Source organism: Tropicibacter naphthalenivorans, assembly GCF_900176475.1.
Taxonomy (GTDB): domain Bacteria; phylum Pseudomonadota; class Alphaproteobacteria; order Rhodobacterales; family Rhodobacteraceae; genus Tropicibacter; species Tropicibacter naphthalenivorans.
In genome coordinates this window covers 326,594-352,731 of the sequence record NZ_FWXX01000001.1, presented here as the reverse complement: position 1 = coordinate 352,731, position 26,138 = coordinate 326,594, and the positions used below count along the sequence as shown (strand labels likewise).

Genomic DNA, 26,138 nt, shown 5'->3' with positions numbered 1-26,138 from the left:
CGTCATGAGCTTTCTCAAATTCGACAATGTGACCAAAGCCTTTGGGACCGGGACCCGCCGCGAGGACGTGCTCAAGGGCATCAACCTTGATGTGCAAGAAGGCGAATTCCTGGTCTTGCTGGGCTTTTCCGGCACCGGCAAGACCACCCTCATCAACCTGATGGCGGGTCTGGAAATGCCCACCGAAGGCCGCGTGACCTTTAAAGGCAAGGACATCACCGAGCCGTCGCCCGAGCGCGGGGTGATTTTCCAGAACTACTCGCTGATGCCGTGGCTGTCGGTCGAGGGCAACGTGCGCCTCGCGCTGGACACTTGCTTCCCCAAGATGCCCGCCGCCGAAAAGGCCGAGAAGGTGGCGCATTACATCAAGATGGTGGGGCTGAGCCACGCCGCCACCCGCCGCCCCGCCGAGCTGTCCGGTGGGATGCGCCAGCGGGTGAACGTGGCCCGCGCGCTGGCCATGTCGCCGGAACTGCTGCTGCTGGACGAGCCGCTGTCGGCGCTGGACGCGCTGACCCGCGCCAATCTGGCGGATGAGATCGAGCACATCTGGGAGCAGGACAAGAAGACCTGCGTGCTGATCACCAACGACGTGGACGAAGCCATCCTGCTGGCGGACCGCATCATCGCGCTGAACCCCGATGGCACGCTGGGGCAGGAGTTCAAGGTGAGCATCCCGCGCCCGCGTGACCGCACGGCGATGAACCACGACGAGACCTTCAAGACGTTGCGCAAGGACGTCACCGGCTACCTGATGGATGTGGGCATGACCGCCAAGGCGACGGGCATCCGCACCCTGCCGGGGATCAAGCCGAACCACACGGTGCCTGCCGCCGTGGCCGAGGCCGCCGCTTCGGGGATCGAGGAAAAATACCTTGAGTTCTCGCAGCTGCACAAGATTTACCCCACGCCCAAGGGTCCGCTGACCGTGGTCGAGGATTTCAACCTCAAGCTCAACAAGGGCGAGTTCATCTCGCTGATCGGCCACTCGGGCTGCGGCAAGTCCACGGTTTTGACCATGGCCGCCGGTCTGAACTCGATCTCCAAGGGGGTCATCAAGCTGGACGGCTACGAGGTGCGTGACGCCGACCCCGAGCGCGCCGTGGTGTTCCAGTCGCCGAACCTGTTCCCTTGGCTGACCGCGCGTGAAAACTGCGCCATTGGTGTGGACAAGGTGTATCCCAGGGCGTCGCAGGCCGAGCGTCAGGACGTGGTGGAATACTACCTCGAACGGGTGGGGCTGGCGGACGCCATGGACCGCAGCACGGCGGATATGTCCAACGGCATGAAACAGCGCGTGGGCATCGCGCGGGCCTTTGCCCTGTCGCCCAAGCTGCTGCTGCTGGATGAGCCTTTCGGGATGCTCGACAGCCTGACCCGGTGGGAGCTGCAAGAGGTGCTGATGGAGGTCTGGGATCGGACCAAGGTCACCGCCATTTGTGTGACCCACGACGTGGACGAAGCCATTTTGCTGGCCGACCGCGTGGTGATGATGACCAACGGCCCGCAGGCCACCATCGGCAAGATCGTCGACGTCGACCTGCCGCGCCCGCGCACCCGCAAGGCGCTGCTGGAGCACCCCGATTACTACAAGTACCGCCAGGACGTGCTGGATTTCCTCGAAGAGTACGAGCACGGCGCAAAACCCAAGCCCAAGGCAACCCCCAAAGCTATCGCAGCGGAGTAACCCTTATGGACGACACGCAGATCACCCTTATTCAGGACAGCTTTGCCAAGGTTGTGCCGATCAAGGACACCGCGGCAGAGATCTTTTACGCGGATCTGTTCGAGACCGCGCCAGAGGTGAAACCTTATTTCGCCAACGCCGATATGGCCGAGCAGGGCAACAAGCTGATGGCGACCTTGGCCGTGGTGGTGAACGGTCTGCGCGATCTGGGCGCGATTGTGCCGGTGGCCGAAAAGCTGGCGGTGCGCCATGTGGATTACGGCGTACAGGCCGAGGATTACGCTAAGGTCGGCGCGTCGCTGCTGCGCACGCTTGAAAAGGGGTTGGGCGACGCCTGGACGCTGGATTTGCAGGTGGCTTGGGCTGACGCCTGCGGCATCCTGTCCGGTGTGATGACCACCGCCGCCTATGGCGATGCGGCCTCTGCCGAGGCGGCAGCGGAATGACCCAGCGGCTGGTCATCATTGGGGTGGGGATGGCCTCGGGGCGGATGCTGGAGCATCTGTGCGACGAGGGCGCGGATTGGGATGTGACCCTGTTCAACGCCGAGCCGCGCGGCTGTTACAACCGCATCATGCTGTCCCCGGTGCTGGCGGGCGAAAAGACCTATGAGCAGATCGTCACCCATGACGCGGATTGGTACGAGGCGCGCGGGGTAGACTGCCGCTTTGGCCAGCGCGTGGCGCAGATCGACCGCTCCGCCCGCGTTGTGGTGGCCGAGAATGGCGACCGTGTTCCTTACGACAAGCTGGTGATTGCCACCGGGTCCAGTCCCTTTATCATCCCCCTGCCGGGTCACGATCTGGAGGGTGTGATCGCCTATCGCGACCTCGAGGACACTCAGCGTATGATGACCCTCGGCGCGGGCAAACGCGCGGTGGTGATCGGCGGCGGCGTGCTGGGTCTGGAGGCGGCGGCCGGCATGGCGGCGCGCGGCGTGGACGTGACGGTGGTGCACCTGATGGGCCACCTGATGGAGCGCCAGCTGGACGCCGAAGCGGGCGCGTTGCTGCGCAAAGCCTTGGTCGCCAAGGGGATCAAGGTTTTGGTCTCGACCAATTCCAAGGAAATTGTCGGCAAGGACGGCCATGTGACCGCGCTGCGGCTGGACAATGGCACCGAGCTGCCCTGCGATCTGCTGGTGATGGCCGTGGGCATCCGCCCCAACATCGCTTTGGCACAGGCGGCGGGGCTGGACTGCGGGCGCGGCGTGACGGTGGCGGACGATATGACCACTAGCGACGCGGATGTGCTGGCGCTTGGTGAATGTGTCGAGCATCGCGGCGCGCTGTTCGGCCTTGTTGCGCCGCTGTATGATCAGGCGCGCGTGGCCGCAGATACGCTGATGGGCCGTGCCGCCGTGTACGCGCCCAAGGACGTGTCCACCAAGCTCAAGGTCACTGGATGCGATCTATTCTCGGCGGGGGATTTCGCCAGCTCTGATGCCCGCGAGGACATCCTTCTGCGCGATCCCGCCCGCAGCATTTACAAGCGCTTGGTGCTGGAAGGTGACCGGGTGGTGGGGGCCGTGATGTATGGCGACACCGCCGATGGCCCTTGGATCTACTCCCTTATCAAAGACGGCACGGATGTGTCGGCGATGCGCGCGGCGCTGATCTTTGGCCCCTCATACGCCGAGGCGCCAGCGCCCCTCAGCCGGTGCTCACTGGCAGGTTAAAAAGGAACGGAAGTGATGGACGGAAGCGGTTTGCCAGAGGTGAAATCCACCTGCCCCTATTGCGGCGTCGGCTGCGGGGTCTTGCTGCGCCCGGACGGCGAAGGCGGTCTGGACGTGCGCGGCGATCCGGACCACCCGGCGAACCTCGGGCGGCTGTGCTCCAAGGGGTCGGCCTTGGGCGAAACCGTGGGTCTGGCCGGGCGCCTGAGCGCGCCGATGGTAAACGGGGCGGAGGCGTCCTGGGATGACGCTTTGGCGCTGGTTGCGCAGAAGTTCAGCGATACGATCCGCGATCACGGCCCGGATGCGGCGGCCTTTTATGTTTCGGGGCAATTGCTGACCGAGGATTACTACGTCGCCAACAAGCTGATGAAGGGCTTTATCGGCTCGGCCAATATCGACACGAATTCAAGGCTTTGCATGGCGTCCACCGTGGCGGGGCATAAGCGCGCCTTTGGCACCGACACCGTGCCGCAGACCTACGAAGACCTCGAAGAGGCCGATCTGGTGGTCTTGGTGGGGTCGAACCTCGCGTGGTGCCACCCGGTCTTGTACCAGCGCCTGCTGGCGGCCCGCAAAGCGCGCGGCGCCAAGATCGTGGTGATTGACCCGCGCCGCACCGCCTCCTGTGACGGGGCGGACATGCACCTGCGCTTGGCCCCCGGCAGCGACGTGGCGCTGTTCAACCGCCTCTTGACCGAGCTGTATGAAGGCGGCGCAATCGACAAAGCCTATTTGCAGCACACCAGCGGCTTTGACGATGCGCTCACCAAAGCGTTTGCCGACGATGTGACCGTCACCGGCCTGCCCGAGGCGGACATCAAAGCGTTCTGCAAGCTGTGGATGGGAACGGAAAAGGTCGTCACGGTCTTTAGCCAGGGGGTCAACCAGTCGTCGTCCGGCTCTGACAAGGTCAACGCGATCCTCAACTGTCATCTGGCCACGGGGCGTGTGGGCAAGCGCGGCTGCGGGCCTTTGTCCGTGACTGGCCAGCCCAACGCCATGGGCGGGCGCGAGGTTGGCGGGCTGGCCAATATGCTGGCGTGCCATCTGGATTTGGAAAACGCCGACCACCGCGCCGCCGTGCGCGATTTCTGGAACGCGCCGCAGATGCCCGAGGCTGCGGGTCTGAAAGCCGTCGATATGTTCAAGGCGGTGGGCGAGGGAAAGATCAAAGCGCTGTGGATCATCCACACCAACCCCGCCGTGTCCATGCCCGACGCGGACGCGGTGCGGGATGCCATTGCGGGCTGTGATTTCGTGGTGGTCAGCGACATCACCGGCCAGACCGACACGGCGCGGCTGGCGCATGTGCTGCTGCCCGCCTCGGCTTGGGCCGAGAAATCCGGCACCGTGACGAACTCTGACCGGACCATCAGCCGCCAGCGTGCGGTGCTCAGCGCGCCGGGCCAGTGCCGCCCCGATTGGGAGATCCTGTCAGAGGTGGGCAAGCACATGGGCTGGGCCGAGGCGTTCGATTATGAAACCCCCGCCGAGATTTTCCGCGAATACGCGGCGCTGTCGGGGATCGCGGGCGGCTTTGGCCGTGACTTTGACATCTCTGGCCTCAGCGATCTGGACGACACTGGCTATGACGCTTTGGAGCCGACCCGCTGGCCGGTGACCAAGGCGCGGCAGGGCGGGCGGTTCTTTGAGGACGGGGCGTTCTTTACCCCCGATGGCAAGGGGCGGTTCCTCGCGGTGCAATACCGCGCGCCGGCGGCGAAAACCGGGCCGCGTTATCCCTTCCGTCTGAATACGGGGCGCATTCGCGACCAGTGGCACACCATGACGCGCACGGCGCTGTCGCCGCGCCTTTCGGCACATCTGGCCGAGCCGTTTGTGGACCTTCACCCGGCGGACGCGGCCGAGCTGTGTGTCGAAGCGGCGGACCTTTTGCGCCTGCGCACCCCGCAAGGCACCGCCATTTTGCGGGCGCGCATCACCGAGGATGTGCAGCGCGGACAGGTCTTTGCCCCCATGCACTGGACGGGGGAAACGGCCCCCAGCGCGCGCATCGACGCCATCGTTGCCCCGGTGGTCGACCCGGTGTCGGGCCAGCCCGAGAGCAAGGCCAGCGTTGTCGCGGTCGAGCGGTTGGACGCGGCGTGGTATGGCTTTGCCATCTCGGCGGGCGATCTGACGCCGGACTGCGCATATTGGGCGCGCGCCCGGACCCGCGCAGGCTGGCGCGCGGAACTGGCGGGGATGACCGCGCCCGAGGACTGGGAAGCCGAGGCGCGCCGCCTGTTTGGCTTGCCGGACGCCGAGGTCACGGTGATGCAGGACGCGGCGCGCGGGGACGTGCGCTTGGCCTTCCACCAAGACGGGGTCTTGCTGGCCGCGCTCTTCGTGGCGAAAACCCCCGTGGCGGTGATGCGCGACTATCTGGCCGCGCGCCCCGGCGAAGTCGTCCCCGACATTCTGACCGGGCGCACCCCAGCGGATCGCCCCGATCCCGGCCCGGTCCTGTGCTCTTGTTTCGGGGTGGGGGTGAACACCATCCTGACCGCCATCGAGACCGACGGGCTGATGAGCGTCGAGGCGGTGGGCGCGGCATTGAACGCGGGCACCAACTGCGGCTCTTGCCGTCCGGAAATTGCGGCACTACTCCAAGGCATACGCCAAAAGGAGGCCGCTGAATGACACTCGCACAGCACGTTCGCACCTTGGGACGCGGGCCGGGACGGTCGCGCTCTTTGACCTTGCCAGAGGCCGAAGACGCCATGACCACGATCCTTGCCGGGAACGCCGCCCCCGAGGCGCTGGGCGCGCTGTTGATGCTGTTGCGGATGAAGGGCGAGACCGCCGAAGAGATCGCGGGTTTCGTGCGCGCGGCGCAGACCAGCGTGGCGGGCTTGCCGCAGGTGGATCTGGACTGGCCGAGCTATGCGGCGGGGCGCACGCGGGGGCTGGCCTGGTTTTTGCTGTCGGCGCAGCTGGTGGCGCGGGCGGGCTATCGCGTGCTGATCCACGGGTGGAACGGGCCGGATGCCGCTGTGCGTCAGGGGGTCGAAGCCTTTGGCATTCCCTTTGCGGCGCAACCGGCGGACGTCGAGGCGTTGCTGGACCGTCACGGGATCGCCTATCTGCCGCTGGAGACGCTGTCTCCGGCCGTGTTCAAGCTGCTCAATTTGCGTGATACTTTTGGACTGCGGTCCTGCGTCAACACCGTTTGCCGGATGCTGAACCCCGCCAAGGCCAGCGCCAGCGTGCAGGGCGTGTTTCATCCTTCGTATCGCTTGCTTCAGGCCGACGCGGCGCAACTGCTGGGCTGGCAGGCGCTGTCGGTCATCAAGGGCGGCGGCGGCGAGTTTGAACGCAACCCGGCCAAGCCCATCGCGGGGTTCGGCCTGCGCGGTGGCGCGCCTTGGGAAGAGACGACCTCGGTCCTGATCGACGAAACCCGCCGCATGGACGACGGCGAACGCGACGCGGCGCAACTGCGCGCGCTTTGGGACGGCACCCGCACCGATGATTTCGCCGAAGCGGTGGTGATCGGCACGGCGGCTTTGGCCTTGGATACGCTGGGGGCGGACGCCCCCGAGGATTTGGCGCGCGCCTTGTGGCGTGACCGCAAACAGCCGCTTGCGGCCTGACAGGAGACCCGACATGGCCCTTTTCCCCACGCTCTCGCTGTTTTCTGCCGGTGACGGTCCGGTGCGCCGCAAGGCCATGGACCTGCTGCGCCGCATCGTCGAAGGCAAGGCGACCCCGGTGCAGGGTGGCATGGGGACCATTGCCCTCGTGGGGACGGGGCCGGGGGCGGCGGACCTGCTGACGGTGCGCGCGGTGGACCGCATCCGCACCGCCGAGGTGATTTTCTACGACCGTCTGGTGGACCCCGAGGTGCTGGAGTACGCCGACGCGCGGGCCGAAAAAGTCTATGTGGGCAAAGAGGTTGGCGCGCACGCTTGGCCTCAGGAGCGGATCAACGCGGCGATTGTCGCCGAAGCCCTGCGCGGTCGCCGGGTGGTGCGTCTGAAGTCCGGCGATCCCGGTGTCTTTGGTCGCGCGGGTGAGGAGCTGACCGCCGCCGCAGAGCACGCCATCCCGGTGGAAATGGTGCCGGGGGTGACGGCGGCTTGTGCGGCGGCGTCCGCCATGGGGCAGTCTTTGACCGAACGGGGTGTGTCCGACACGCTGATCCTGACCACGGCGATGGGCCGCGCGGGTGATCCTTTGCCCGATTGCGCAAGAATGAGCGCGCCGGGGACGACGACAGCGTTTTACATGGGGGTGCGGCAAGCGGGGCGCATTGCGCAGGCCTTGCAGGGGCGCGGTTTGCCGCAGGATGCGCCGATTACGGTGGCGGTCGAGGTGTCGAAACCGGGGCAACGGGTGTTCCGCACGGACTTGGGCGACATGCCCGACCTGATCGCGCGCGAAGGCATCACCGGCTGCGCCATCTTGATGGTGACTTGGCCCGAGGCGCGTGTCGCCCTGACCGAAACGCCTGTCGCCGCAATGGTTTAAATCACTGGGGCTTAGATCAACGGGCGCGGCGGCAGGTCGGCCTGCGGCACGTCGCTAAGCTCTAGCAGGGCGCTTGGGTCGGGCACGACCAAACGCCGCCCCGTCCAATTGGCCACCCCGGTGTCACGCAGTTTGGCCAGCGTTTTGTTCGTATGCACCAGGGACAGGCCCAAAGCGTCGGCCAAGTCCTGCTGGCGAAAGGGCAGGGCGACCACGCCATCGCTGCCCAAACCCAACCCCGTCAGGCGGGTGAACAGCTTGTGCAAGGCCCAGGCGACCCGTTCCAGCGCGGGCTTTTGCCCAAGGACGGCGAGCGCCTCGCCCAGCATGTGTTCTTCGCGGGCGGCCAGATGGGTGATGTCATAGGCGCGTTCCGGGCAGGTGCCGAACAGCGCCCACAGGTCTTCGCGGCGGAACCGGCAAAGCATCATATCGGTGGTGGCAACGACGGAATGGCCCATCTCGCCCATCACTCCGGCCTGAAGCCCCAGAAAGTCGCCGGGCAGGACAAAGCCGATGACCTGCCGTGCCCCGTCGGGCAGGGTGACCTGCCGCAGGCCCATGCCACGGAGCACCGTGTAAAGGTAATCGGATTTTTGCCCCTGAGACAGCACATCCGCCCCCGCGATCACCGAGACCTCGGAGGTTTTGAACCTTTGCGTGGCCTCCAGCTGGGCCGGGGTCATCTCGGCAAAGGCGCCGGTGGCGCGCAGGGGACATTGGGAACATTGTGAGGTCATAGGGGCCATTTAAGTTGCTTTATATGTCATAGTTTAAAGAACCGCTTGGTCTGCTGCCCTACACTGGCGAATTGGCCATGGGGGAATTATGAGCAGTGAAGAGCCACAGGCGTTGATCCTGACGCACAGCGCGGTCGAAGCCGTGGATCTGGCGGAATTCTTTGAAAAACGTGGGTTTATCCCCTGTCTTAGCGTCAACGCGGCGCAGGCGGGTGACCTTTTGCGCGAGGCGGGTCTGGGCGCTTGGCCGCGTGTCGTGGTGGTCGGATTGCCCAGCCGCAGCGCCGAAACGCAGGCGGTCATGGCCTTGGCGAGCGCGGTAGGCGTGCCGGTGATCGTCGTCGATCCGGGGGCGGAGAAGACAGCCCGCGCCGGGGCTGTCTCGATCTTGCGTCCGTTCACCGAACGCGATCTGGTTTGGGCGCTGAGCCAAATCGGCTTTTAGCGGCGACCGCGCAGGGCCAGCCCCAGCAGCACGCCAACCCCCACCGCGCCCAGCACCGCGAGGCCGGGATTTTTCTGCACGCCGCGTTCGAATTCGCTGCGCGCGAGGGTCAGTTGTTCCTGACCTTTGCCAGCGGCGTCATAGGCCTTTGCCTTGGCGTTTTCGGCGGTTTCCGTGGCGCGGGCGGTGAATCCTTCGGCGGCTTTGCGGGCCTTGTCGGCCACGCCAGAGGTGTCATGGCCGTTAGAGCGGGGCGTCTGTTCCATATCGTGATAGGTCATCAAAGATCTCCTTTCATTCATCGGTTTAACGCGAGGAAGGCGCGATTTGTTCCGGCAAGATTTGCGCAAAAACCCCGGAACCTTGCGCGCGGTAGCTGGGTTTATCCAGCAATAGAGAGATCAATCTGAAAGGGTTTTACCATGTTGTACTGGGCACTTCTTTTCTTTGTCGTGGCGATCATCGCCGGTGTGTTTGGCTTTGGCGGGATCGCCTCGGCCTCTGCCGGGATTGCGCAGGTGTTGTTCGTGCTGTTCCTGATCCTGTTCGTGGTCGCGATGGTGGCACGGGCGCTGCGGGGCCGGACGCCTTGAACCGAACGTATATGATGAAAAACGGGGCCCATCGCGGCCCCGTTTTTTTACTTGGTGCAGAGGAAGGCGAACATAAAAAACCCGGCCACCAAACGGGGCCGGGTTCCAAGGCGATAGGGAGGAGGGGAGGAGTTACGCCTTGAGGGTCTCGGTCGAGGAAAAGAACATCGCCTGCGATACGGCAGAGCGCACTTGCTCTTCGGTGTAGGGCTTGGGGATCAAAAACGCCGGTTCCGGGCCTTCGCCGGTCAGCAGACGTTCGGGGTAGGCGGTGATGAAGATCACCGGGATGTCGTTGTAATCCTTGAGGATGTTGTTGACCGCGTCGATGCCGCTGGAATTGTCGGCCAGCTGGATGTCAGACAGGATCAGGTCGGGTTTTTCGGCCTTGGCCAGCTCCAGCGCGGCGGTTTCGGTGCGGGCGACGCCGGTGACCTGATGCCCCATGTCGATGACCATGCTTTCCAGATCCAGCGCGATGATCGCCTCGTCTTCGATGATCATGACGCGGCCCGACAGGGACTTGGCCATTTCAGCGTAGGCGATTTCGACGAGGTTGCCGGCTTCTTCGGTAGAGATATCCATGATCTGCCCCAGCTCGTTGAAAGAGAATTCCTCAATCGTGTGCAGCAACAGCGCCTCGCGCGTGCCAGAGGTCAGCTTGGCCAGATGCGATTGCGCGCGCGCCGCAAGGCCGCTGTCCTCGTCGCTCATGGTGCCGCCAGAGGTGGACCAGATCGTGTGGAACACGCGAAACAGCGCCGTTTTGGCCGACAGGGACTTATCATAAGAGGACGGATCGCTGAGGATCGCCTCAAGCGTGGCCGCCGCATAGCCGTCACCGCGCGTTTGCGAGCCTGTCAGCGCGCGGGCATAGCGGCGCAGGTAAGGCAGGTTTGCTCCGACACTCGAGGTGATGTCGCCGGCAGTTGCTTCGCTCATTGTGTTCGTCCCATATTTTTTGAACTTTTCGTGGAACCAACGCAGCAGTTGTGGGTTGGTTCCACGAATTTGCAGAAAAAACCACAGCAGGTATACCCGCGACATGACGCAAAATGCCAAACGATCAAGGTTGCAGAGCGAGATTGACGAGAACCTCAAGCGGGCGTTCGAAGAAGTCGTCAATCAGGACGTTCCCGACCGGTTTACTCGATTGTTAGACCAATTGCGCGCCCAAGAGGCGTCGGGCGCGTCCAGGGCCGAGGAATCTGACGATGCCTAACCGGGATCCGCGCGACGAGATCGTCGAACACCTTGGGGCGATGCGCGCATTCGCCATGAGCCTGACCCGCAACTCGGCGCTGGCCGATGACATGGTGCAGGACGCACTGGTCAAAGCCTGGGGCAAGATCGACAGCTTCGAGGCGGGCACCAACATGCGCGCTTGGCTGTTTACGATCCTGCGCAACACCTATTACTCGCACCACCGCAAGGCCAAACGCGAAGTTCAGGACAGCGATGGCGAAATGTCCGCCGGTCTGGCGCAAAAGCCCGATCATGACGGGCGCTTGCAGATGCGCGACTTCAACACCGCCTTTGCAGAGCTCAAGGATGAGCAGCGCGAGGCGTTGATCCTTGTTGGGGCATCCGGCTTTTCCTACGAAGAGGCCGCCGAGGCGTGCGGCGTGGCGGTCGGGACGATCAAGAGCCGGGTGAACCGGGCGCGGGCGCGCTTGGCCGAGTTGATGCACCTGGACGAAGATGAGCGGATCGAACTGACCGATACGGTGACCTCTGGGATCGTGGCGGACAATCAAAGCGCGGCCTGATCCCAGCCCCCAGGCGCGACCATAACGCGGAGCTTGAATGAGACGACTAGGAACGTTCGCCAGAAGCCTTTCGGCGCGGGTGGTGGTTTTGATGACCCTTGCGTTGTTGCCTCTGGGGATTCTGTCTTTGTATCAGACCAAGACGGTGATGGATGAGGCGCAGGTGTTTACCCGCGCCTCTCTTATGTCTGAGACGGTCGCCGCCAGCCACGCCGAGCGCGAGCTGTTCCAGCAGGCGCTGGGGGCGGCGCAGGGCTTGGGGGCGATGGCAATGTCCGCCGCCGGGCCGCTGTGCCAGACGGCGATGGCGGATTTCGTGACCGCGCATCCGGTCTTTGTCTTTGCGGGGTTCATCCAGACCGACGGCCAGATGGTGTGCAGCTCTTCGGATCAGGTCTATGACTTCGCGGGCACCGCAGAATTCGAAGAGGCGATCCGCGAAAACGGTCCGGTCATCAACATGCGCCACCAAGGCGTCGTATCCGGCGAGTCCGTGGCCATCGTCATCCAGCCGATCTATCGCGACAACGATCTGCGCGGGCTGGCGGTGGTGTCGATCCCCCACCGGGTCGCCAACGGCACCCTGAACCTTGTCGATACGCCCGAACCCAAAGACCTGCGCTTGCTGACGGTCAACGCCAAGGGCGAAATCGTCGTGTCCAACGACGGTGCCGAGGACGCCGAGCAACTGCTGCCGCGCGACGTGCAGCCCGAGCAGCTGGTGGGCATCGCTGGCAGCACCTTTGAGGCGACGGCGCGCAACGGCGAACGCCGCCTGTTCGCGGTCAGCGAGCTGTTGCCGGGCAGCGTCGTTCTGGTGGGCAGCGCGCCCTATGACTTTGGCGACGGGCTGGTGAGCAGCCTTCAGACGCGACTGGCCTTGGCTTTTCCCTTGCTGATGTGGATCACCGGGATCGTCGTGGCGTATTTGGGCATGCAGCGCCTTGTCGTGCGGCATGTGCGCGGGCTGCGCTCTGCCATGCGGCGCTTTGCGCTGGGCGATCGCACGGTGGGCAGCCTGACGCTGGACAACCCCGCCGAGGAACTGGCCGAGGCCGAGCGCGCCTTTAACCGCATGGCGCTGCTGATCTCCGAGGCGGAACAGCGCCGCGATCAGGATTTGCGCGACAAGAAGGTGCTGCTGAAAGAGGTGCACCACCGGGTCAAGAACAACCTGCAACTGATCGCCTCGATCATGAACATGCAGATGCGCACGGCCACCTCTGCCGAGGCGCGTTTCCTGCTCGAAGGGTTGCAGCGCCGGGTGCGCGGCCTTGCGATGCTGCACCGTGCGCTGTACGCCGCGCCGGATCTGACCACCGTGGACGGGGCTGACCTGCTGCAAGCGGTGGTGGATGACGCGACGCAGGCTCTGCTGGCGCCCAACATCGAACTCACCACCGATCTGGCCAATGTCGAACTGTATCCCGATCAGGCCGTGCCGCTGTCGATGCTGTCCGCCGAGGCGCTGACCAACGCGCTGAAATACGCGACCGCCTCGTCCAAGGGCGACGCCCGGATCAAGGTCGAGCTGCACGTGACCGACGACGCCAGCCAAGTGACTTTGCGCATCTGCAACACCAAGAACGACAAAGCGGTGAACGAGCACTTTGACTCGCTTCAAAGCAGCGGTCTGGGCAGAAAGCTGATGCGCGCCTTTGAGGCCCAGCTGGACACTCGCGCCGAGGTGGTCGACGAAGAGGGCTGTTACACCTACAGCGTGACCTTTGAGCGCGTGGATTTCGAGCCCGAGAAAAAGGGCGAGCGCGCCGCCTGAGGGGCGCGCGCGCGGAACCGGCGCGCCGCCCGCGCGTTGGGCTATGGACAAACAACAGGACAGCCGCATGACCCGAGGACGCACCGCCCGTCGCCCCAGCCACATCCCCCTAAAAGGGTGGTTCGATCTGGGCGCGCGGGTGTTCCGCAATATCGGCGACCACAACATCGGGTTGCTGGCGGCGGGCGTCGCCTTTTACGGGCTGCTGTCGCTGTTCCCGGCGATCACCGCCGCTGTCGCCTTTGCCGGGATGACCCTGTCGACAGAGGCGCTGGTCGAGACCTCGATCGCGTTGTCCAACGTGATGCCCGATCAGGCCAAGGACATCGTCATGGGACAGGTCCAAGACGTGGTGGGCACGCGCAACGGCGGGCTTGGCCTTGCGGCGCTGTTCTCGCTGGGGCTGGCGATTTACTCGGCCTCGCGGGCGACGTCGAATTTCGTGATCGGCCTGAACGTGGTGAACGGCGAAAAGGAACGGCGCGGCTTTATCAAGCTGACGGCGCTGACCTATGGTCTGACGCTGGCGCTGATCCTTGGATTCTTGCTGTGCGTCGTGCTGGTGGCCGCGCTGCCCGCTGCGGTGGCGTGGTTTGGCAGTCCGCGCCTGACCCAAGTTGTGCTGCTGCTGCGCTGGCCTTTGATGTTTGGCGTCGGCGCCTTTGGTCTTGCGATGCTGTATCGTTACGGCCCCTCGCGCCGCCGCGCCAAGTGGCGTTGGATCACGCCGGGGGCGCTGATGGCCTGCGCGCTGTGGGTGGCGGGCAGCTTTGGCTTTAGCCTTTATGTCCAGATGTTCGGCAACTATAACGCGACCTTCGGCGCGCTGGGCGGGGTGATCGTGCTGCTGACCTGGCTGTGGCTGTCGGCCTTTATCGTGCTGCTGGGCGCCACCGTCGACGCCGAGCTGGAGGCCCAGACCAAGATCGACACCACCACCGGGCCGGACCGCCCCATGGGTGCGCGCGGCGCCGTCAAGGCGGACACGCTGGGCGCGCTGCGCGGCGAAGAAACTGACGAAGACAAGGAACCGGACTCTGTGTTTGCGCGTTAATTAAGCAAGCAACCACAGGAGGTTACCGTGGACCTGATCCGCATCCTTATCGCTATTTTGCTGCCCCCCTTGGGCGTGTTCCTGCAAGTGGGGCTGGGCAAGCATTTCTGGCTGAACATCCTGCTGACCATTCTTGGCTACATTCCGGGGATCGTCCATGCCGTCTACATCATTGCCCGCCGCTGAGGCCGCCGCCCGGCTGGCCCGCATCGAAAACCTCGCCGCGAAACTGGACCGCGCCTACCGCATACCGGGTACGGGCATCCGTTTGGGCTGGGATTCGATCCTTGGGCTGGTGCCGGGGGTGGGCGATGCGCTCGCGCTTGCGCCGGCGCTGTGGATCATCCAGCAGGCGCACAGCCTTGGGGCGCGCAAGCGGGTGCTCGCCCGGATGGGTGTGAACACCGCCATCGACAGCGTCATCGGCAGCGTCCCGCTGCTGGGGGACCTGTTCGACGTGGGCTTTAAATCCAACCAGCGCAATGTCGCGCTGCTGCGGGACGAACTCTCTCGCATTTAAATCAAAACAGGAGGAAATGATATGACCGACCGCACGTCTGGACTGCCGCGCGGCGCTTGGGTGTTAGTTGCGGATGGGGAAAAGGCCCTGTTCCTGCGCAACATCGGCGACGCCACCGACATGAACCTTGAGGTCGTCAAGAAGGACACTCAGGACAATCCAAAGGCGCAGGACTGGGCCGCCAACCGCCCCGGCCGGATGCACGACAACGGCCCCGGTCAGAAATCCGCCGTGGATGACACCGACTGGCATGAGCTGGAAAAGGAACGTTTTGCCAAGGATCTGGGCGAGTACCTGTACAAGCAGGCGCATAAGGGCGCGTTTGATGACCTGGTGATCGTGGCCTCGCGCCCTGTGCTGAGCGAGCTGCGCAACAGCCTGCACAAGGAAGTTCAGGACAAGATCCTGTTCGACGTGGCCAAGGTTTTGACCAACCAACCCATTGACGAACTGGAAAAATCGCTGGCTCAGGAAATAAAGGCCGCGTGAGACGGAACCAAATGCCTTCTCCCCAGTTATCCTAATGAAAGCAAGGAGATACCCCATGAAAACCGGAGCAATTATCGGCGCCATCGTGGCCGCCGTCGTGATCGGCTTTGCCGTTTATATGATCGACATCGACCAAACCGAAGAGGCGCGCCTGCCTGATGTGACCGTCGAGGGTGGCAACATGCCCAAGTTTGACGCCGACGTTGGCGACATCGACGTGGACGAAGAAGAAGTCACCGTCACCGTCCCCACCATCGACGTGCAACCGCCCGCTGAGTAACGAACAGGGCCGGGATCACCCCGGCCTTTTCCCCCCGTGTAACTTGTGACTTTCAAAGGGAGAAACCCCATGGACCGCGATATTATCGAAGGCAAATGGACCGAGATCAAAGGCCGCGTGCGCGAGGCGTACGGCGAGCTGACCGACGACGAGATCGAAGAGGCGCGCGGCAACCGCCAAAAGCTCGAAGGTTTGATCCAGCAGCGCGCTGGCAAGACCAAGGACGAAGCCCGCGAGGCTGTCGATTCGATGCTGGACAAGGTGTAACCATGGCCAATCGTCCCGAAACCGATATCGAAGCTGAAAAGCAACTGTGGGACCAGCTGTCCGACACGCGCACCGGGATGCTTTGGGTGCAGGGCTCTGGCCAGCATCCGCAGCCGATGACGCATTTTGCCGATCCCGACAGCGGCGCGCTGTGGTTCATCACCGCCTCTGACACCGATCTGGTGGCGGCGATGGGCGAGGGCGCGCAGGCGGGCTTTACCTTGGTCAGCGGCTCTGGCGACTATCACGCCAGCATGACCGGCCCGCTGGTGCCCTATAACAGCGACGAAAAGATCGACGAGCTGTGGAATTTCGCCGTTGCGGCGTGGTTCGAAAAGGGCCGCGCGGACGAGACGGTGCAGCTGATCAAGTTCACCCCGCGTGAGGCCTCTGTCTGGGCGTCGCAGGGCAACCCGGTGCTGGTGGGGCTCAAGATGATGCGCGCCGCCATGACCGAGGGCGAAAGCCACCCCGACGTGGGCACGCATAAGGTGCTGCATCTGAGCATCGCAGCGTGATCGCAAGACTTTGAAAAGGCGCCCCTTGGGGCGCTTTTTTGCATTTGTGCCACAGCCCGATACATCACGGATTTGGCATGGAACCCTTTGGCGGGCGGGGCGTTTTCCTATTAAGTAAAAGGAGCAAATCGATGAAACTGACAAAGCTGACAGGGGTCCCGGCAGTGCATGCAACGGGCGGCCACTTGGGCCGCGTCGAAGATGCCTTGCTCGACCTCGAAAACTGTTGCGTCGCTTACTGGCGTGTGAACCTTGGGGGCCGGTTCAAGGCCGCGCCTGTGTTGATCACCGCTTCTCGCGTCGCCGCGAACGAAGAGCAACTGACCATTCACATGAACCAAAGCGCGCTGGACGCCGCGCGCGATCGTGCCGAAGCGGCAGAAGGTGACGACGCCGATCTGGCGCAGATGCCCGCCGTGATGGCCGCGCCCTTTGGTCACGGCATGGTGCCGTCCATGGTGGGCACCTGGCTGGCGGGGCAGTCGCGCCCCGAGACAGAGCTGCCCAAGGGCGCACCCGACGGTTGGGTCTGGGGCCGTGATCTGCGCGGCAAGCCGTTGTTTTCCTCGCAGGGAGAGCTGGGCCGCATCCGTGACGTAGACATCGACACCGGGCGCAACGCGCTTGAAGACATCATGGTCTCGCAGAGCGGCGGCGTGACGCTGCATGTGGACGCCGAGAGCCTGCGCCATGTGCCCAAGGACCGCAGCCATTTCGTGGCCGAAACCCGGATGGGCGCGACGGTGCCCAGCTGGCAGCCGCAAGAGGTCCACTGACCGGCTAGACAGGCTTTGAAGACATAAGAAAAAACCGCCCCGGCCTTTGGATAGCTCGGGGCGGTTTTGTATTGTCCACATGGATTTAGGTCTGGGCGGCGGCGTCTTCGTTGACGGCGGGGGACTGGGCGCAGGCCTCGGCGCGGGCTTTGGCGGCCACCACCAGCGCGCGGAAAATCGCTCTTTGGCGGTGCGCATAGAACAGGTGTTCCGGGTGCCACTGCACCCCAAGGCAAAACGGATCGCGGTTGCGCTCGATCGCCTGGATCATTCCCGCCTCGTCGCGGGCGGCCACACGCAGGCCGTCGCCCAGCTTGTCCACCGCTTGGGTGTGCAGGGCGTTGACCTTCATCGGCTGGGTGCCGCAGACGCGGTCCAGCGTGCTGCCCGCATCGACGCAGACGGTGCGCTTGGGCAGGATGGTCTTGATGAACTTGGCGTCAGGAAAGCTGGCAAAGGCGTCCTGGTCCAGCGTCCCCCCCAGCGCCACGTTCAGCATCTGAGAGCCGCGGCAGATGCCCAGCACGGGAATGTTGCGGGCGTAGGCCTCTTGCGCGAGGTGCCGTTCCAGCGCGTCCCGCGCGGGGTCAAGCCGGGCGCTGATGCCCAGCTGGCCGCCGTAAAGATCGGGCGAGATGTCGTCGCCGCCGCCGATGATCAGCCCGTCGACCTTGTCCAGATCGGCCGGGCGACCCGCGCCCCAGCGTTCCGCGTGGCCGCCCACCAGCCAGAGGTTGAACTTGATCAGCGGATAGACCCGCCAGCCCGAGCGCTGCGAGGTGGTGACGGCGATGCGGGGGCGGCTCATGCCTGCGCTCCCATCAGGCCCGCCTTGTCCAAGTGGCCCGCAACGGTGCGCGCCCATTCGGCGCGGCGCGCCAGCGGGCTGCCCATGGTGTCCAGCCAGGCGGTGCCCAACGTGCCCAGCAGGCCCATTTCGGCGGCCACATCCTCGACCAGGCGCCACATGTCCCACGCCTGATGCAGCGACCAGTCGGGCTCGTCTATGCGGCTGTCGGGCAGGCGAAAGTGAAAGGTCGGGCGGGCGGCGGTCTTGTCCTTGTTGTCGTAGATCGACAGGTACAGATCCTCGTCCACATGTTTGAACAGCGGCAACAGATCCAGCCCGTGGTTGCGGCTGGTGGTGTGCTGCGCGTACAGCCGCATGGCCGCGCGCAGGTCGCTGGGCGGGCTGGTCACCAAGGCGGTCACAAGGCTTTTGGGCCAGCGATCCACAAACGGCATGGCGCGGCGGGTGGCGTCGATCTCGGCGCTGGTGCGCAGGTGATCCTCAAGCAGGCCATAGGCGCGGATGATGTCCAACGTCTTGGCTTCGCTCGGGATTTCCGGGTTCAGGTGCACGCCAAAGCCCAGCAGGACACCGCTGCGCGAGCCCATCGCGCCGGCCTCTCGCAAGGGGCCAAGCGCGCTGTCAAAGGCGGCGACTTGGTCCGCGTCCAGCGGGTCGGTGACGATCTCGACCGGGACCAGCCCGCGCACCAGATCCAGACCTTCGGCCAGCAGCGGCAGGTCTTTCTTGCGCAGAACGGTGTCCAGTTCGACCTCGAGCGTGCCGATCTGGGTGCCGCGCAACTCGACCACATGCGAGCCGGTTTCGACGAGTTCACCGCCAAAGCGCTTTTTGAGCACGTCGGCGGTGGCGGTTTCGGACAGTCCGGCGAATTCGATCTCGACCCCGCACAAGCGTGTGTCAGGGCCGGGCAGGGCGCGAAAGTCGGTGGTCATGTAGGCTCCGGTTGGGTGTTGAAATGCGGGGCGGTGGTGGCCTCGGCGGTGGCGGACAGCAGCGCGCCAATCCAGACCATGACGGGCAGGGCGACGATGCCGCCCAGCGGCCCCCACAGCCACAGGCCAAAGATGATCGCCACGAAAACCGCCAGCGGGTTGATGCGCAAGCGGTGGCCGACCAGCGTCGGGGTGACGAATTGCGCCTCTGTGAGGTTGAGCATCAGGTAAGAGGCGGCGGGCAAAAGCGCCGCGACTCCGGTCTTTTGCGTGACCCCGGCGATCAGCAGGCTGATGACCAGAACGGCGGGGCCGAGGTATAAGACGAAGTTAAGAAGGAAAGCCGCCATACCCCACATCACCGCGCCTTTTAGGCCGATCAGGGACATCACGCCAAAGACGGCAAAGCCAAGCCCGGCGTTGATCGCGGTGACAGTGGTGAAATAGTGCGACACCGCGCGGTCGGCCTGGCGCAGGGTGCGCGCCTGGGCTGGGGCGGCTTCGTAGATGTTGTCGCGGGTCAGCAGGAAAAAGAACAGCGTCCCGGCAAAGATCAGCGCCTGGCCCATGAAGTTCGGCGCCATCCACAGCGCTTCGGACAGGGTGGGGACGGCCTGTTCCATGGCGGACTGACCGCCGCCGCCCATGGATTTGCGCAGCTCTTCGGTAATGGGTTCAAGACCTTGGAGGCTGCGGGACATGCCTTCGAGCCACCACATGGCGCGGGCTTCGATGCGCGGGATTTGCGCGATCACGTCCATGACGACCGGGCCGACGAGGCTGAGCAACAAGATGATGGCAGCGATGGCGATGAACAACGCGCCGGTGGCGCTGACTGCGCGCGGCACGCCGATACGCCCAAGGCGCGAGACCATGGGCGCAAGGACAATAGCCACCACCAACCCAAGGGTGACGGGGGCAAAGAGTTCCTGCCCGTTTTGAAGCAGGGCAATGGCGGCCACCGTTGCGATGACCGCCAAGGATAAGGTTTGGATAGGGCTGCGCCCAAGATCAGGCATGGGGACGCTCTGCCGGGGCGCTGTCCAGACGGGCGGCGACCGCATCGGCCCCGGCCTTGGCCAGCGTGTGCATTTCGGCGCGCAGCACCGCTTCGGCATCGCGCATAAAGGCGTCGCGCTGCGCGCCCAGCAGTTCGGATTCACGCTCGGTCGACGGCAGCAGCGCGCCGATCAACCCGCCGATCCCGGCGGCGATGGCAGCGGTCAGCAGCGGCTGGCTTTGATGCGTGTCCTTGGCGGCCTGCGTCATGCGGGCGGCCTCGCGTTCCAGCTTGTCTTGGGCGTCGATCGCCTTGAGGCGGGCGGCTTTGACGCGCTCGCGCGCCTCGGGGGGCAGTTTGTCCAGCCCGGCGTCCAGCGCCTGACGCATCTTGGACGCCGAAGGGCGATCCTGTTCGATGTCCTTTTTCAGGCGCATCCGCTGGTCAGCGTGCGCGACGCGGTCGTCAAAGCTGCGTGGATCAGGCGTTTCGCTGCGCTTGGAGGGGTTCAGCGCCAGAACCGCCAGCCCGACGCCGATCAGCGCGAGGCCTGCGGGGTTGTCCTTGGCGGCGCGGGCGGCTTTGCCTGCCAGCGCCTGTCCGGTTTCGGTCATCTGTTGCATGGCGTGGTCTCCGTTTTTGCGAGGGTCGGCGGCCTGCGCGAGGCCGCTGAGCGAGGCGGCAAAGCGCGCGCGTTCGGCGCGGACCTGTTGTTCAAGGTCGGTGGTCGAAGTGTCAGACATGGGCGGCCTCCTTGGCGGTGGTCAGGTCGGCTCGCAGGCCGCGCAGGCTGCGTTTCGGGGTCAGCGAGGCGTTTTTCAGACGGCTGCGCGCGGTCAAAGCGAGGATCGCAGCCACGGCCAGCAGCACCAGCGTGACAATCGCGGCAGAGGCCAGCGCCCCCAGCCCAAGGGCCATCAGCCCCAGCACGGCGGTCGCGGCCAAAGCGTGCAGCGCGGTCAGGCCAAACAGGCCAGCGGCGGCGTACAAGGCCGCGCCTTTGCCCATCTGTTCAAGACCTTGCGTGACCTCGGCGCGGGCAAGCCGCAGCTCGGCGCGCAGCAGATCCTGGCCCTTGTCCAGCGCATCCAGCAGCAGGTGCGGGGCGTCGCGCAGGCTCGGGCCGGTCATCACATGACCTCCCGGCTGTCAAGATGCCCGGTCCACGGGTCTTGGGTGATCTGGCGCGTCTCTTGCGGTTTGGCCTTGAGAAAGCGTGCCAGCGCAAAGCCAGCGACCGCTGCGCCGCCCAGCACCAGCGCCGGGTTGCGGCGGGCGAAGGTGGCGGCGTCCTGCGCCATGTCTTCGACGGTCTTGCCACGCAGCTTGTCGGTCAGCCCTTCGATATTACCCGCCAGTTGCGACAGCAGCTGCGCTTGCAGGCTGTTCGGGTCGTAGGCATCGGCGGCCTGATGCGCGGCTTCGGCGGTCTGATCGACGCGGTCGGCGACTTCGTCGCGGACCTCTTCGGCGTGGGCCTCGGCGGTCTCGGCCACGGCATCGCGGGCGTCCATGGCAGCCTGTTTGGCGGTGGTGGCGTCGGGGATATTCGGGTGGTGTGTCATCGCGGTCTCTCCCGTCTTGTCGGATGTGGGGGCGCGTGTCCCCTTCATCACAAACAACACGGGATGCGGGCGAAGGTTCCCGCGCGCCGTCGAAATTGACCGCTACACGCCGAGCAGGCGCTGCGCGGCCTCGCCGTCCAGCGCGTCCATCACGCCGGTCCAGACATCGCGCCCCCGGTCAAGGATCACCGCGCGGTCACAGACCCCGCGCAGCTCGGCCAGCGATTTGTCGACGATCAGGATGGCCATGCCGGTCTCGCGTTTGAGCCGCGCGATGGCGTCCCAGATTTCCTGCCGGACCAAGGGGGCCAGCCCTTCGGTCGCCTCGTCAAGGATCAGCAGCCGGGGGTTGGTCATCAGGGCGCGCCCGATCGCCAGCATCTGCTGTTCGCCCCCCGACAGAGAGCGCGCGATCTGCCCGCGCCGTTCGGCCAGACGGGGGAAAAGCGCGCCAACGCGGGTTTCATCCCAAGCGCCGGGTCGGGCGGCGGCAATCAGGTTTTCGCTGACGGTCAGATCGGCAAAGCACCGACGCCCCTCAGGCACAAGTCCGACGCCCAGCTTGGCAACCTTGTGCGAGGGCAGGCGGGTCAGGTCGTGGCCGTCCAGCCGCAAGGTGCCTTGGGCGGCGACCATCCGGCAGATCGACTTGACCGTGGTGGTCTTGCCCATGCCATTGCGCCCCATGAGCGCCAGCACTTCGCCGGGTGCGAGGGTCAGGTTCACATCGAACAGCGCTTGGGATGCGCCATAATGCGCGGTCAGGTTTTGGGCCTGCAAAAGCGTCATTCCGCATCCCCCAAATAGGCGTCGCGCACGGCGGGATCGCGGCGGATGTCCTCGACGGTGCCAGAGGCGATGATGCGCCCGTAGACCAGCACGCTGATCCGATCCGCAAGGGCAAAAACCGCGTCCATATCATGTTCCACCAACAGGATTGGCGCCTCTTGGCGCAGGCTATCGAGCAGGGGCGTCAGCCGCGCCGACCCTTCGGCCCCAAGGCCCGCCATCGGTTCATCCATGATGAACACCTGCGGGTTCAGCGTCAGCGCCACGGCAACCTCCAACTGGCGGCGCTGGCCGTGGGACAGCTCGGCGGTGACGGTGGCGGCGTGGCCGTCCAGCCCGACGCGGGCCAAAGCCGCCTCGGCCCTGTCGCGCAGATCCGCGTGCCGCAGGGCAGGCCGCCAGAACCGCCAAGCGCGCTTTGAGGCCCCCACCGCCCCCAGCAGCACGTTTTGCAGCGCCGTATCCTCCATCGCCAGCTGGCTGATCTGGAACGTCCGGGCAAGGCCGCGCCCCGCGCGCGCCTGCGTGCTGAGACCCGTCACGTCCACGCCGTTCAGATGGACAGAGCCGCTGTCGGGCGGCAGCGTCCCGCAAATCTGCCCGATCAGCGTGGATTTCCCCGCCCCGTTCGGCCCAATAATGGCGTGGATTTCCCCCGCGCGCAGGGTCAAGGACACATCATCAGTGGCCTGCAATGCGCCAAACGCCTTGCGCAATCCTCGCGTTTCCAGAACTTCAGTCATGGGCCCGCGCCTTTCCGGCGATCATCCCGATCACGCCCCCCTGGCCGAACAGCACAATCCCCAGCAAAAGCGCGCCGAACCACACGTGCCAATACTCGCTGAGGCCCCCCAGCAGGTGTTCCAGCCCGACAAAGACCATGGCCCCGACCACAGGCCCAAACAGCCGCGCCGTGCCGCCGATGATGATAAAGACGATGAACTCGCCCGACAGCTGCCAGCTGAACATGCTGGGGCTGACAAAGCGGTTGAGATCGGCAAACAGCGCCCCCGCAAGGCCAGTGATCGCCCCCGACAGGGTAAAGGCCAGCAGCCGCAGCCGCACCGGATCGAGGCCCACGGCGCGCACCCGCTCTGGCACCTGCCGTGCCGCGTTCAGCGCCAGCCCAAAGGGCGACCGCGCAAGCCGCGCCTGCACCAGCAGCGCCGCGCTCAGCACCGCGAAACACAAGCCATAAAACTGGATCGGGTCCAGCGTGTTCAGCCCCGGAAAGCCGTTGCGCACATAGATCAACATCCCATCCTCGCCGCCATAAGCCGCCCAACTGATGGAAAAGAAATAGAACATCTGCCCAAAGGCCAGCGTGATCATGATGAAATACACCCCCGAGGTGCGCAGCGCCAAAAGTCCGATCACAAAAGCACAAAGCCCCGACACAGCGAACGCCACGACCCAGATCAAAGGCATCGACTGGCTGCCCTCAAAGACAAAGGGCCATTCGAACAACGGCTGATAATTCTGCGCATGAAAGGCCAGGATCCCCATGGCATAGCCGCCAATCCCGAAAAACGCTGCGTGCCCAAGGCTCACCAACCCACCAAGCCCAAGGGCAATATTCAGCCCCACCGCCGCCACGGCAAAGATCACGGCCCGCGTCGCCAAGGTGATGGTAAACGGCTCGCCCGCCCAATGCGCCCACAGCGGCACGCATATCAGCCCCAGCCACAGCGCCGCATTCACCCAAAGCTCACGGCGCATGACGCCCCCCATTTTCTTCTCTTTGCAAATATCCCGGGGAGCTCCGCAGGAGCGGGGCAGCGCCCCAAATGCGCGCCCTCTCAACCAACGCCATTACCCACGGCTCCCGAACAACCCCGAAGGCTTCCACACCAAAACCCCCGCCATCAGGATGTAAATCGCCATCGACGACAAGGATGCCCCCGCTTGCGTCGCCGCCGCAGGGGCCATGAAAAGCTTGAAGAAAACCGGCAGGAACACGCTGCCCAAGGTCTCGGTCAACCCAACCAAAAGCGCGCCCACCAAGGCCCCCTTAATGCTGCCGATCCCGCCGATCACGATGACGACAAAGGCGAGGATCAAAACCGGCTCGCCCATCCCCACCTGCACCGACTGGATCGCGCCCACCAAGGCCCCGGCCAACCCGGCCAAAGCCGCTCCCAGCGCAAAGACAAAGGTATAGAGCCGGTCGATATCCACCCCGAGGGCCGCGATCATCTCGCGGTCGTTTTCCCCGGCCCGGATGCGCACACCGACGCGCGTCTGCCCGATCAGCCAGAACAACCCCGCCGCCACGGCAAGACCAACGCCGATGATCGCCAAACGGTACAAGGGATAGGAAATCCCACCGGGAAGGCTCACCGGCCCGGACAAGGCCTCGGGCACGTCAAGGTACAAGGGAAACGACCCGAACACCCATCGCGTCCCTTCAGAGAATATCAGGATTAGGGCAAAGGTCGCCAAGACTTGATCCAAGTGATCGCGCGCATAAAGCCGCCGGATCACCACCAATTCGATCAACGCGCCCGCCGCCGCCGCCCCGGCCAAGGCCGCCACCAGCCCCAAAGCAAAGGATCCGGTCCAGCCCGCCATGGCGGCCGCGCAGAACGCGCCGACCATATAGAGAGAGCCATGCGCGAGGTTGATCAGGCCCATTACGCCAAAGATCAAGGTCAGCCCGGCGGCCATCAAGAACAGCATGATGCCCGATTGCAGACCATTCAGGATCTGCTCGAAAACGAGGGATAAGGTCATAAAACGTCTCTGATCTTTGGCCCGCCCACCGTCCGGGCGGACCAAATTTCTTGCAAGAAATTTGCAAATTCCTTCAAAGGAATTTGGCCAGCTTACATCTTGCAGTCAGCGACATAGGCATTGTCGCGGTTTTCCATCGCGGTCGAGACGATCTTGTTGGTGAACACGTCCCCCTCCTTGATCACTTCACGCACGTAAACGTTCTGAATCGGGTGATTGTTCGTCGCAAAGTTGAACGACCCGCGCACCGAGGCGAAATCCGCCTCTTTGAGCGCCGCGCCAAAGGCCGCATCGTCGTTCACGTCCGCCTTGTCCATCGCCGACAGCAGCAGGTTCGCGGTGTCATAGCCTTGGGCGGCGTAGATCGACGGCAGGCGGCCATAGGCCTCTTCGAAGGCGCTGACAAAGGCGGCGTTGGCTGCGTTGTCCAGATCTTTGGACCAGGTGGAGGAGTTCTTGACCCCCAGCGCCGCGTCACCCACCGCCTGCAAGATGCCTTGGTCGAACGAGAACGCAGGGCCGACCAGCGGCAGGTCTACGCCGGAATCCGCATATTGCTTGAGGAAGGAAATCCCCATGCCGCCGGGCAGGAAGAAGAACACCGAATCCGCCCCAGAGGCGCGGATTTGCGCGATTTCGGCGGCGTAATCCGTCTGGCCAAGCTTGGTGTAGATTTCACCGGACAGCTCGCCCTCGTAGAAGCGCTTGAAGCCGGTCAGGCTGTCTTTGCCCGCCGGGTAGTTGGGCGCCATGATGAAGGTGTTCTTGAACCCTTCTTGCGTGGCATAGGCGCCCGCGCCTTCGTGCAGGTTGTCGTTCTGATAGGACACCGAGAAGTAGTTGGCATTACAGCCGCGGCCCGCCAGTTGCGCCGGCGCGGCATTGGTCGACAGGTAGAACAGCCCCTGCGCCGTCGCCGAGGGCACCACCGCCATGGCAAGGTTCGACCAGACGATGCCGGTCAGCACGTCGACCTTTTCCGACTGGATCATCTTGTCCGCCAGTTGCACCGCCACGTCGGGCTTGCGCTGGTCGTCCTCGATCACCACCTCGATGTCGTCGCGCCCCGCCGCGTTGATCGCCAGCATAAAGCCGTCGCGGGTGTCGATCCCAAGGCTCGCGCCGCCGCCGGACAGCGTCGTGATCATGCCGACCTTTACGTCCGCCACAGAGGCCGTCGCCAGCGCGGCCAGCGCGGTGCTCAGAGCTAGGCTCTTGATGTTCATTGTCATTCTC

Annotated in this window: 32 protein-coding genes and 1 pseudogene; 19 read left to right on the top strand and 14 right to left on the bottom strand. The window is 64.5% G+C overall.

What is annotated here, in order from left to right:
- The first annotated feature begins 4 nt into the window (after positions 1-4).
- The 6 genes and pseudogenes from B9A11_RS01745 to cobA all read left to right on the top strand — a co-directional run bounded on the left by B9A11_RS01745 (position 5) and on the right by cobA (position 7,841).
- Entirely contained in the window at positions 5-1,687 is a 1,683-nt protein-coding gene (locus B9A11_RS01745) for an ABC transporter ATP-binding protein (RefSeq protein WP_058246070.1), read from the top strand.
- A 5-nt stretch (positions 1,688-1,692) separates the two neighbouring features.
- Positions 1,693-2,133 (top strand): globin family protein, encoded by a 441-nt coding sequence (locus B9A11_RS01740; protein WP_058246071.1) that lies wholly within the window; start codon positions 1,693-1,695, stop codon positions 2,131-2,133.
- Positions 2,130-3,320, top strand: a pseudogene (locus B9A11_RS01735) (NAD(P)/FAD-dependent oxidoreductase); the annotation flags it as partial. The gene B9A11_RS01740 and the pseudogene B9A11_RS01735, both read left to right, overlap by 4 nt.
- Positions 3,321-3,380: 60 nt before the next feature.
- The gene (locus tag B9A11_RS01730; protein WP_058246072.1) at positions 3,381-6,011 is read left to right on the top strand and encodes a nitrate reductase; all 2,631 of its coding nucleotides are present in this window, start codon (positions 3,381-3,383) and stop codon (positions 6,009-6,011) included.
- Positions 6,008-6,964 (top strand): glycosyl transferase family protein, encoded by a 957-nt coding sequence (locus B9A11_RS01725; protein WP_058246073.1) that lies wholly within the window; start codon positions 6,008-6,010, stop codon positions 6,962-6,964. Before B9A11_RS01730 ends, B9A11_RS01725 begins: the two co-directional genes overlap by 4 nt.
- Positions 6,965-6,977: 13 nt before the next feature.
- Positions 6,978-7,841 (top strand): uroporphyrinogen-III C-methyltransferase, encoded by an 864-nt coding sequence (cobA, locus tag B9A11_RS01720; RefSeq protein ID WP_083499735.1) that lies wholly within the window; start codon positions 6,978-6,980, stop codon positions 7,839-7,841.
- A gap of 11 nt (positions 7,842-7,852) precedes the next feature.
- Here the strand turns inward: cobA and B9A11_RS01715 are convergent, their stop codons facing one another.
- Positions 7,853-8,590 (bottom strand): Crp/Fnr family transcriptional regulator, encoded by a 738-nt coding sequence (locus B9A11_RS01715; protein WP_306345502.1) that lies wholly within the window; start codon positions 8,588-8,590, stop codon positions 7,853-7,855.
- Positions 8,591-8,669: 79 nt separating this feature from the next.
- Between B9A11_RS01715 and B9A11_RS01710 the strand changes: the two genes are divergently transcribed.
- Positions 8,670-9,026 carry a hypothetical protein gene (locus B9A11_RS01710; protein ID WP_143595772.1) on the top strand — a complete coding sequence of 119 codons (357 nt, stop codon included), beginning with the start codon at positions 8,670-8,672 and terminating at the stop codon, positions 9,024-9,026.
- Here B9A11_RS01710 and B9A11_RS01705 read toward each other — a convergent pair.
- Positions 9,023-9,307, bottom strand: coding sequence for a hypothetical protein (locus B9A11_RS01705; RefSeq protein ID WP_058246076.1), 285 nt, complete (start codon positions 9,305-9,307; stop codon positions 9,023-9,025). The genes B9A11_RS01710 and B9A11_RS01705 overlap by 4 nt on opposite strands.
- A 141-nt stretch (positions 9,308-9,448) precedes the next feature.
- Between B9A11_RS01705 and B9A11_RS01700 the strand changes: the two genes are divergently transcribed.
- On the top strand, positions 9,449-9,619 hold the full coding sequence (locus B9A11_RS01700) for a DUF1328 domain-containing protein (protein ID WP_083499736.1): 171 nt from the start codon (positions 9,449-9,451) through the stop codon (positions 9,617-9,619).
- Between the two features lie 132 nt (positions 9,620-9,751).
- Here B9A11_RS01700 and B9A11_RS01695 read toward each other — a convergent pair whose 3' ends face one another.
- A complete protein-coding gene (locus B9A11_RS01695; protein WP_058246077.1) occupies positions 9,752-10,561 on the bottom strand; it encodes a response regulator in 810 nt (269 codons plus the stop codon).
- Between B9A11_RS01695 and B9A11_RS22545 the strand changes: the two genes are divergently transcribed.
- From B9A11_RS22545 to B9A11_RS01645, 11 genes are all read left to right on the top strand, one after another.
- A complete protein-coding gene (locus B9A11_RS22545) occupies positions 10,536-10,841 on the top strand; it encodes a NepR family anti-sigma factor (RefSeq protein ID WP_327442493.1) in 306 nt (101 codons plus the stop codon). The two genes, B9A11_RS01695 and B9A11_RS22545, sit on opposite strands and share 26 nt — an antisense overlap.
- On the top strand, positions 10,834-11,388 hold the full coding sequence (locus tag B9A11_RS01690; protein WP_058246078.1) for an RNA polymerase sigma factor: 555 nt from the start codon (positions 10,834-10,836) through the stop codon (positions 11,386-11,388). The genes B9A11_RS22545 and B9A11_RS01690 overlap by 8 nt, the downstream gene beginning before the upstream one ends.
- Positions 11,389-11,425: 37 nt before the next feature.
- Entirely contained in the window at positions 11,426-13,165 is a 1,740-nt protein-coding gene (locus B9A11_RS01685) for a sensor histidine kinase (protein WP_083499737.1), read from the top strand.
- A gap of 67 nt (positions 13,166-13,232) precedes the next feature.
- A complete protein-coding gene (locus tag B9A11_RS01680; protein ID WP_058246080.1) occupies positions 13,233-14,219 on the top strand; it encodes a YihY/virulence factor BrkB family protein in 987 nt (328 codons plus the stop codon).
- Positions 14,220-14,246: 27 nt separating this feature from the next.
- Entirely contained in the window at positions 14,247-14,405 is a 159-nt protein-coding gene (locus tag B9A11_RS01675) for a YqaE/Pmp3 family membrane protein (protein ID WP_083499738.1), read from the top strand.
- Positions 14,377-14,739 carry a DUF4112 domain-containing protein gene (locus B9A11_RS01670; RefSeq protein WP_058246081.1) on the top strand — a complete coding sequence of 121 codons (363 nt, stop codon included), beginning with the start codon at positions 14,377-14,379 and terminating at the stop codon, positions 14,737-14,739. The genes B9A11_RS01675 and B9A11_RS01670 overlap by 29 nt, the downstream gene beginning before the upstream one ends.
- Before the next feature lie 21 nt (positions 14,740-14,760).
- Entirely contained in the window at positions 14,761-15,228 is a 468-nt protein-coding gene (locus B9A11_RS01665) for a baeRF12 domain-containing protein (protein ID WP_058246082.1), read from the top strand.
- 55 nt (positions 15,229-15,283) lie between these two features.
- Positions 15,284-15,508, top strand: coding sequence for a hypothetical protein (locus B9A11_RS01660; protein WP_058246083.1), 225 nt, complete (start codon positions 15,284-15,286; stop codon positions 15,506-15,508).
- Positions 15,509-15,577: 69 nt separating this feature from the next.
- Positions 15,578-15,775: a CsbD family protein gene (locus B9A11_RS01655; RefSeq protein WP_058246084.1), complete on the top strand. Its 198-nt coding sequence runs from the start codon at positions 15,578-15,580 to the stop codon at positions 15,773-15,775.
- Between the two features lie 2 nt (positions 15,776-15,777).
- Positions 15,778-16,293, top strand: a complete 516-nt coding sequence (locus tag B9A11_RS01650; RefSeq protein ID WP_058246085.1) for a pyridoxamine 5'-phosphate oxidase family protein — start codon at positions 15,778-15,780, stop codon at positions 16,291-16,293.
- Positions 16,294-16,424: 131 nt separating this feature from the next.
- The gene (locus B9A11_RS01645; RefSeq protein WP_058246086.1) at positions 16,425-17,069 is read left to right on the top strand and encodes a PRC-barrel domain-containing protein; all 645 of its coding nucleotides are present in this window, start codon (positions 16,425-16,427) and stop codon (positions 17,067-17,069) included.
- 85 nt (positions 17,070-17,154) lie between these two features.
- Here the strand turns inward: B9A11_RS01645 and B9A11_RS01640 are convergent, their stop codons facing one another.
- The 11 genes from B9A11_RS01640 to B9A11_RS01590 form a co-directional block, all read right to left on the bottom strand.
- Positions 17,155-17,877, bottom strand: a complete 723-nt coding sequence (locus tag B9A11_RS01640; protein ID WP_058246087.1) for a gamma-glutamyl-gamma-aminobutyrate hydrolase family protein — start codon at positions 17,875-17,877, stop codon at positions 17,155-17,157.
- On the bottom strand, positions 17,874-18,815 hold the full coding sequence (locus B9A11_RS01635; RefSeq protein ID WP_058246088.1) for an amidoligase family protein: 942 nt from the start codon (positions 18,813-18,815) through the stop codon (positions 17,874-17,876). The genes B9A11_RS01640 and B9A11_RS01635 overlap by 4 nt, the downstream gene beginning before the upstream one ends.
- Complete coding sequence (locus B9A11_RS01630; protein WP_058246089.1) at positions 18,812-19,834, bottom strand: AI-2E family transporter; 1,023 nt, start codon at positions 19,832-19,834, stop codon at positions 18,812-18,814. The genes B9A11_RS01635 and B9A11_RS01630 overlap by 4 nt, the downstream gene beginning before the upstream one ends.
- Positions 19,827-20,558, bottom strand: a complete 732-nt coding sequence (locus B9A11_RS01625; protein WP_058246090.1) for a DUF3619 family protein — start codon at positions 20,556-20,558, stop codon at positions 19,827-19,829. Before B9A11_RS01625 ends, B9A11_RS01630 begins: the two co-directional genes overlap by 8 nt.
- Positions 20,551-20,946, bottom strand: a complete 396-nt coding sequence (locus B9A11_RS01620) for a phage holin family protein (protein ID WP_058246091.1) — start codon at positions 20,944-20,946, stop codon at positions 20,551-20,553. Before B9A11_RS01620 ends, B9A11_RS01625 begins: the two co-directional genes overlap by 8 nt.
- Positions 20,946-21,380 carry a hypothetical protein gene (locus tag B9A11_RS01615; protein WP_058246092.1) on the bottom strand — a complete coding sequence of 145 codons (435 nt, stop codon included), beginning with the start codon at positions 21,378-21,380 and terminating at the stop codon, positions 20,946-20,948. The genes B9A11_RS01620 and B9A11_RS01615 overlap by 1 nt, the downstream gene beginning before the upstream one ends.
- A gap of 102 nt (positions 21,381-21,482) precedes the next feature.
- Positions 21,483-22,169, bottom strand: coding sequence for an ABC transporter ATP-binding protein (locus B9A11_RS01610; protein WP_058246093.1), 687 nt, complete (start codon positions 22,167-22,169; stop codon positions 21,483-21,485).
- On the bottom strand, positions 22,166-22,912 hold the full coding sequence (locus B9A11_RS01605; RefSeq protein ID WP_058246094.1) for an ABC transporter ATP-binding protein: 747 nt from the start codon (positions 22,910-22,912) through the stop codon (positions 22,166-22,168). Before B9A11_RS01605 ends, B9A11_RS01610 begins: the two co-directional genes overlap by 4 nt.
- On the bottom strand, positions 22,905-23,888 hold the full coding sequence (locus B9A11_RS01600) for a branched-chain amino acid ABC transporter permease (protein WP_058246419.1): 984 nt from the start codon (positions 23,886-23,888) through the stop codon (positions 22,905-22,907). The genes B9A11_RS01605 and B9A11_RS01600 overlap by 8 nt, the downstream gene beginning before the upstream one ends.
- A 93-nt stretch (positions 23,889-23,981) precedes the next feature.
- A complete protein-coding gene (locus B9A11_RS01595) occupies positions 23,982-24,902 on the bottom strand; it encodes a branched-chain amino acid ABC transporter permease (RefSeq protein ID WP_058246095.1) in 921 nt (306 codons plus the stop codon).
- 92 nt (positions 24,903-24,994) lie between these two features.
- Positions 24,995-26,128: an ABC transporter substrate-binding protein gene (locus B9A11_RS01590; protein WP_058246420.1), complete on the bottom strand. Its 1,134-nt coding sequence runs from the start codon at positions 26,126-26,128 to the stop codon at positions 24,995-24,997.
- Positions 26,129-26,138 lie beyond the last annotated feature (10 nt).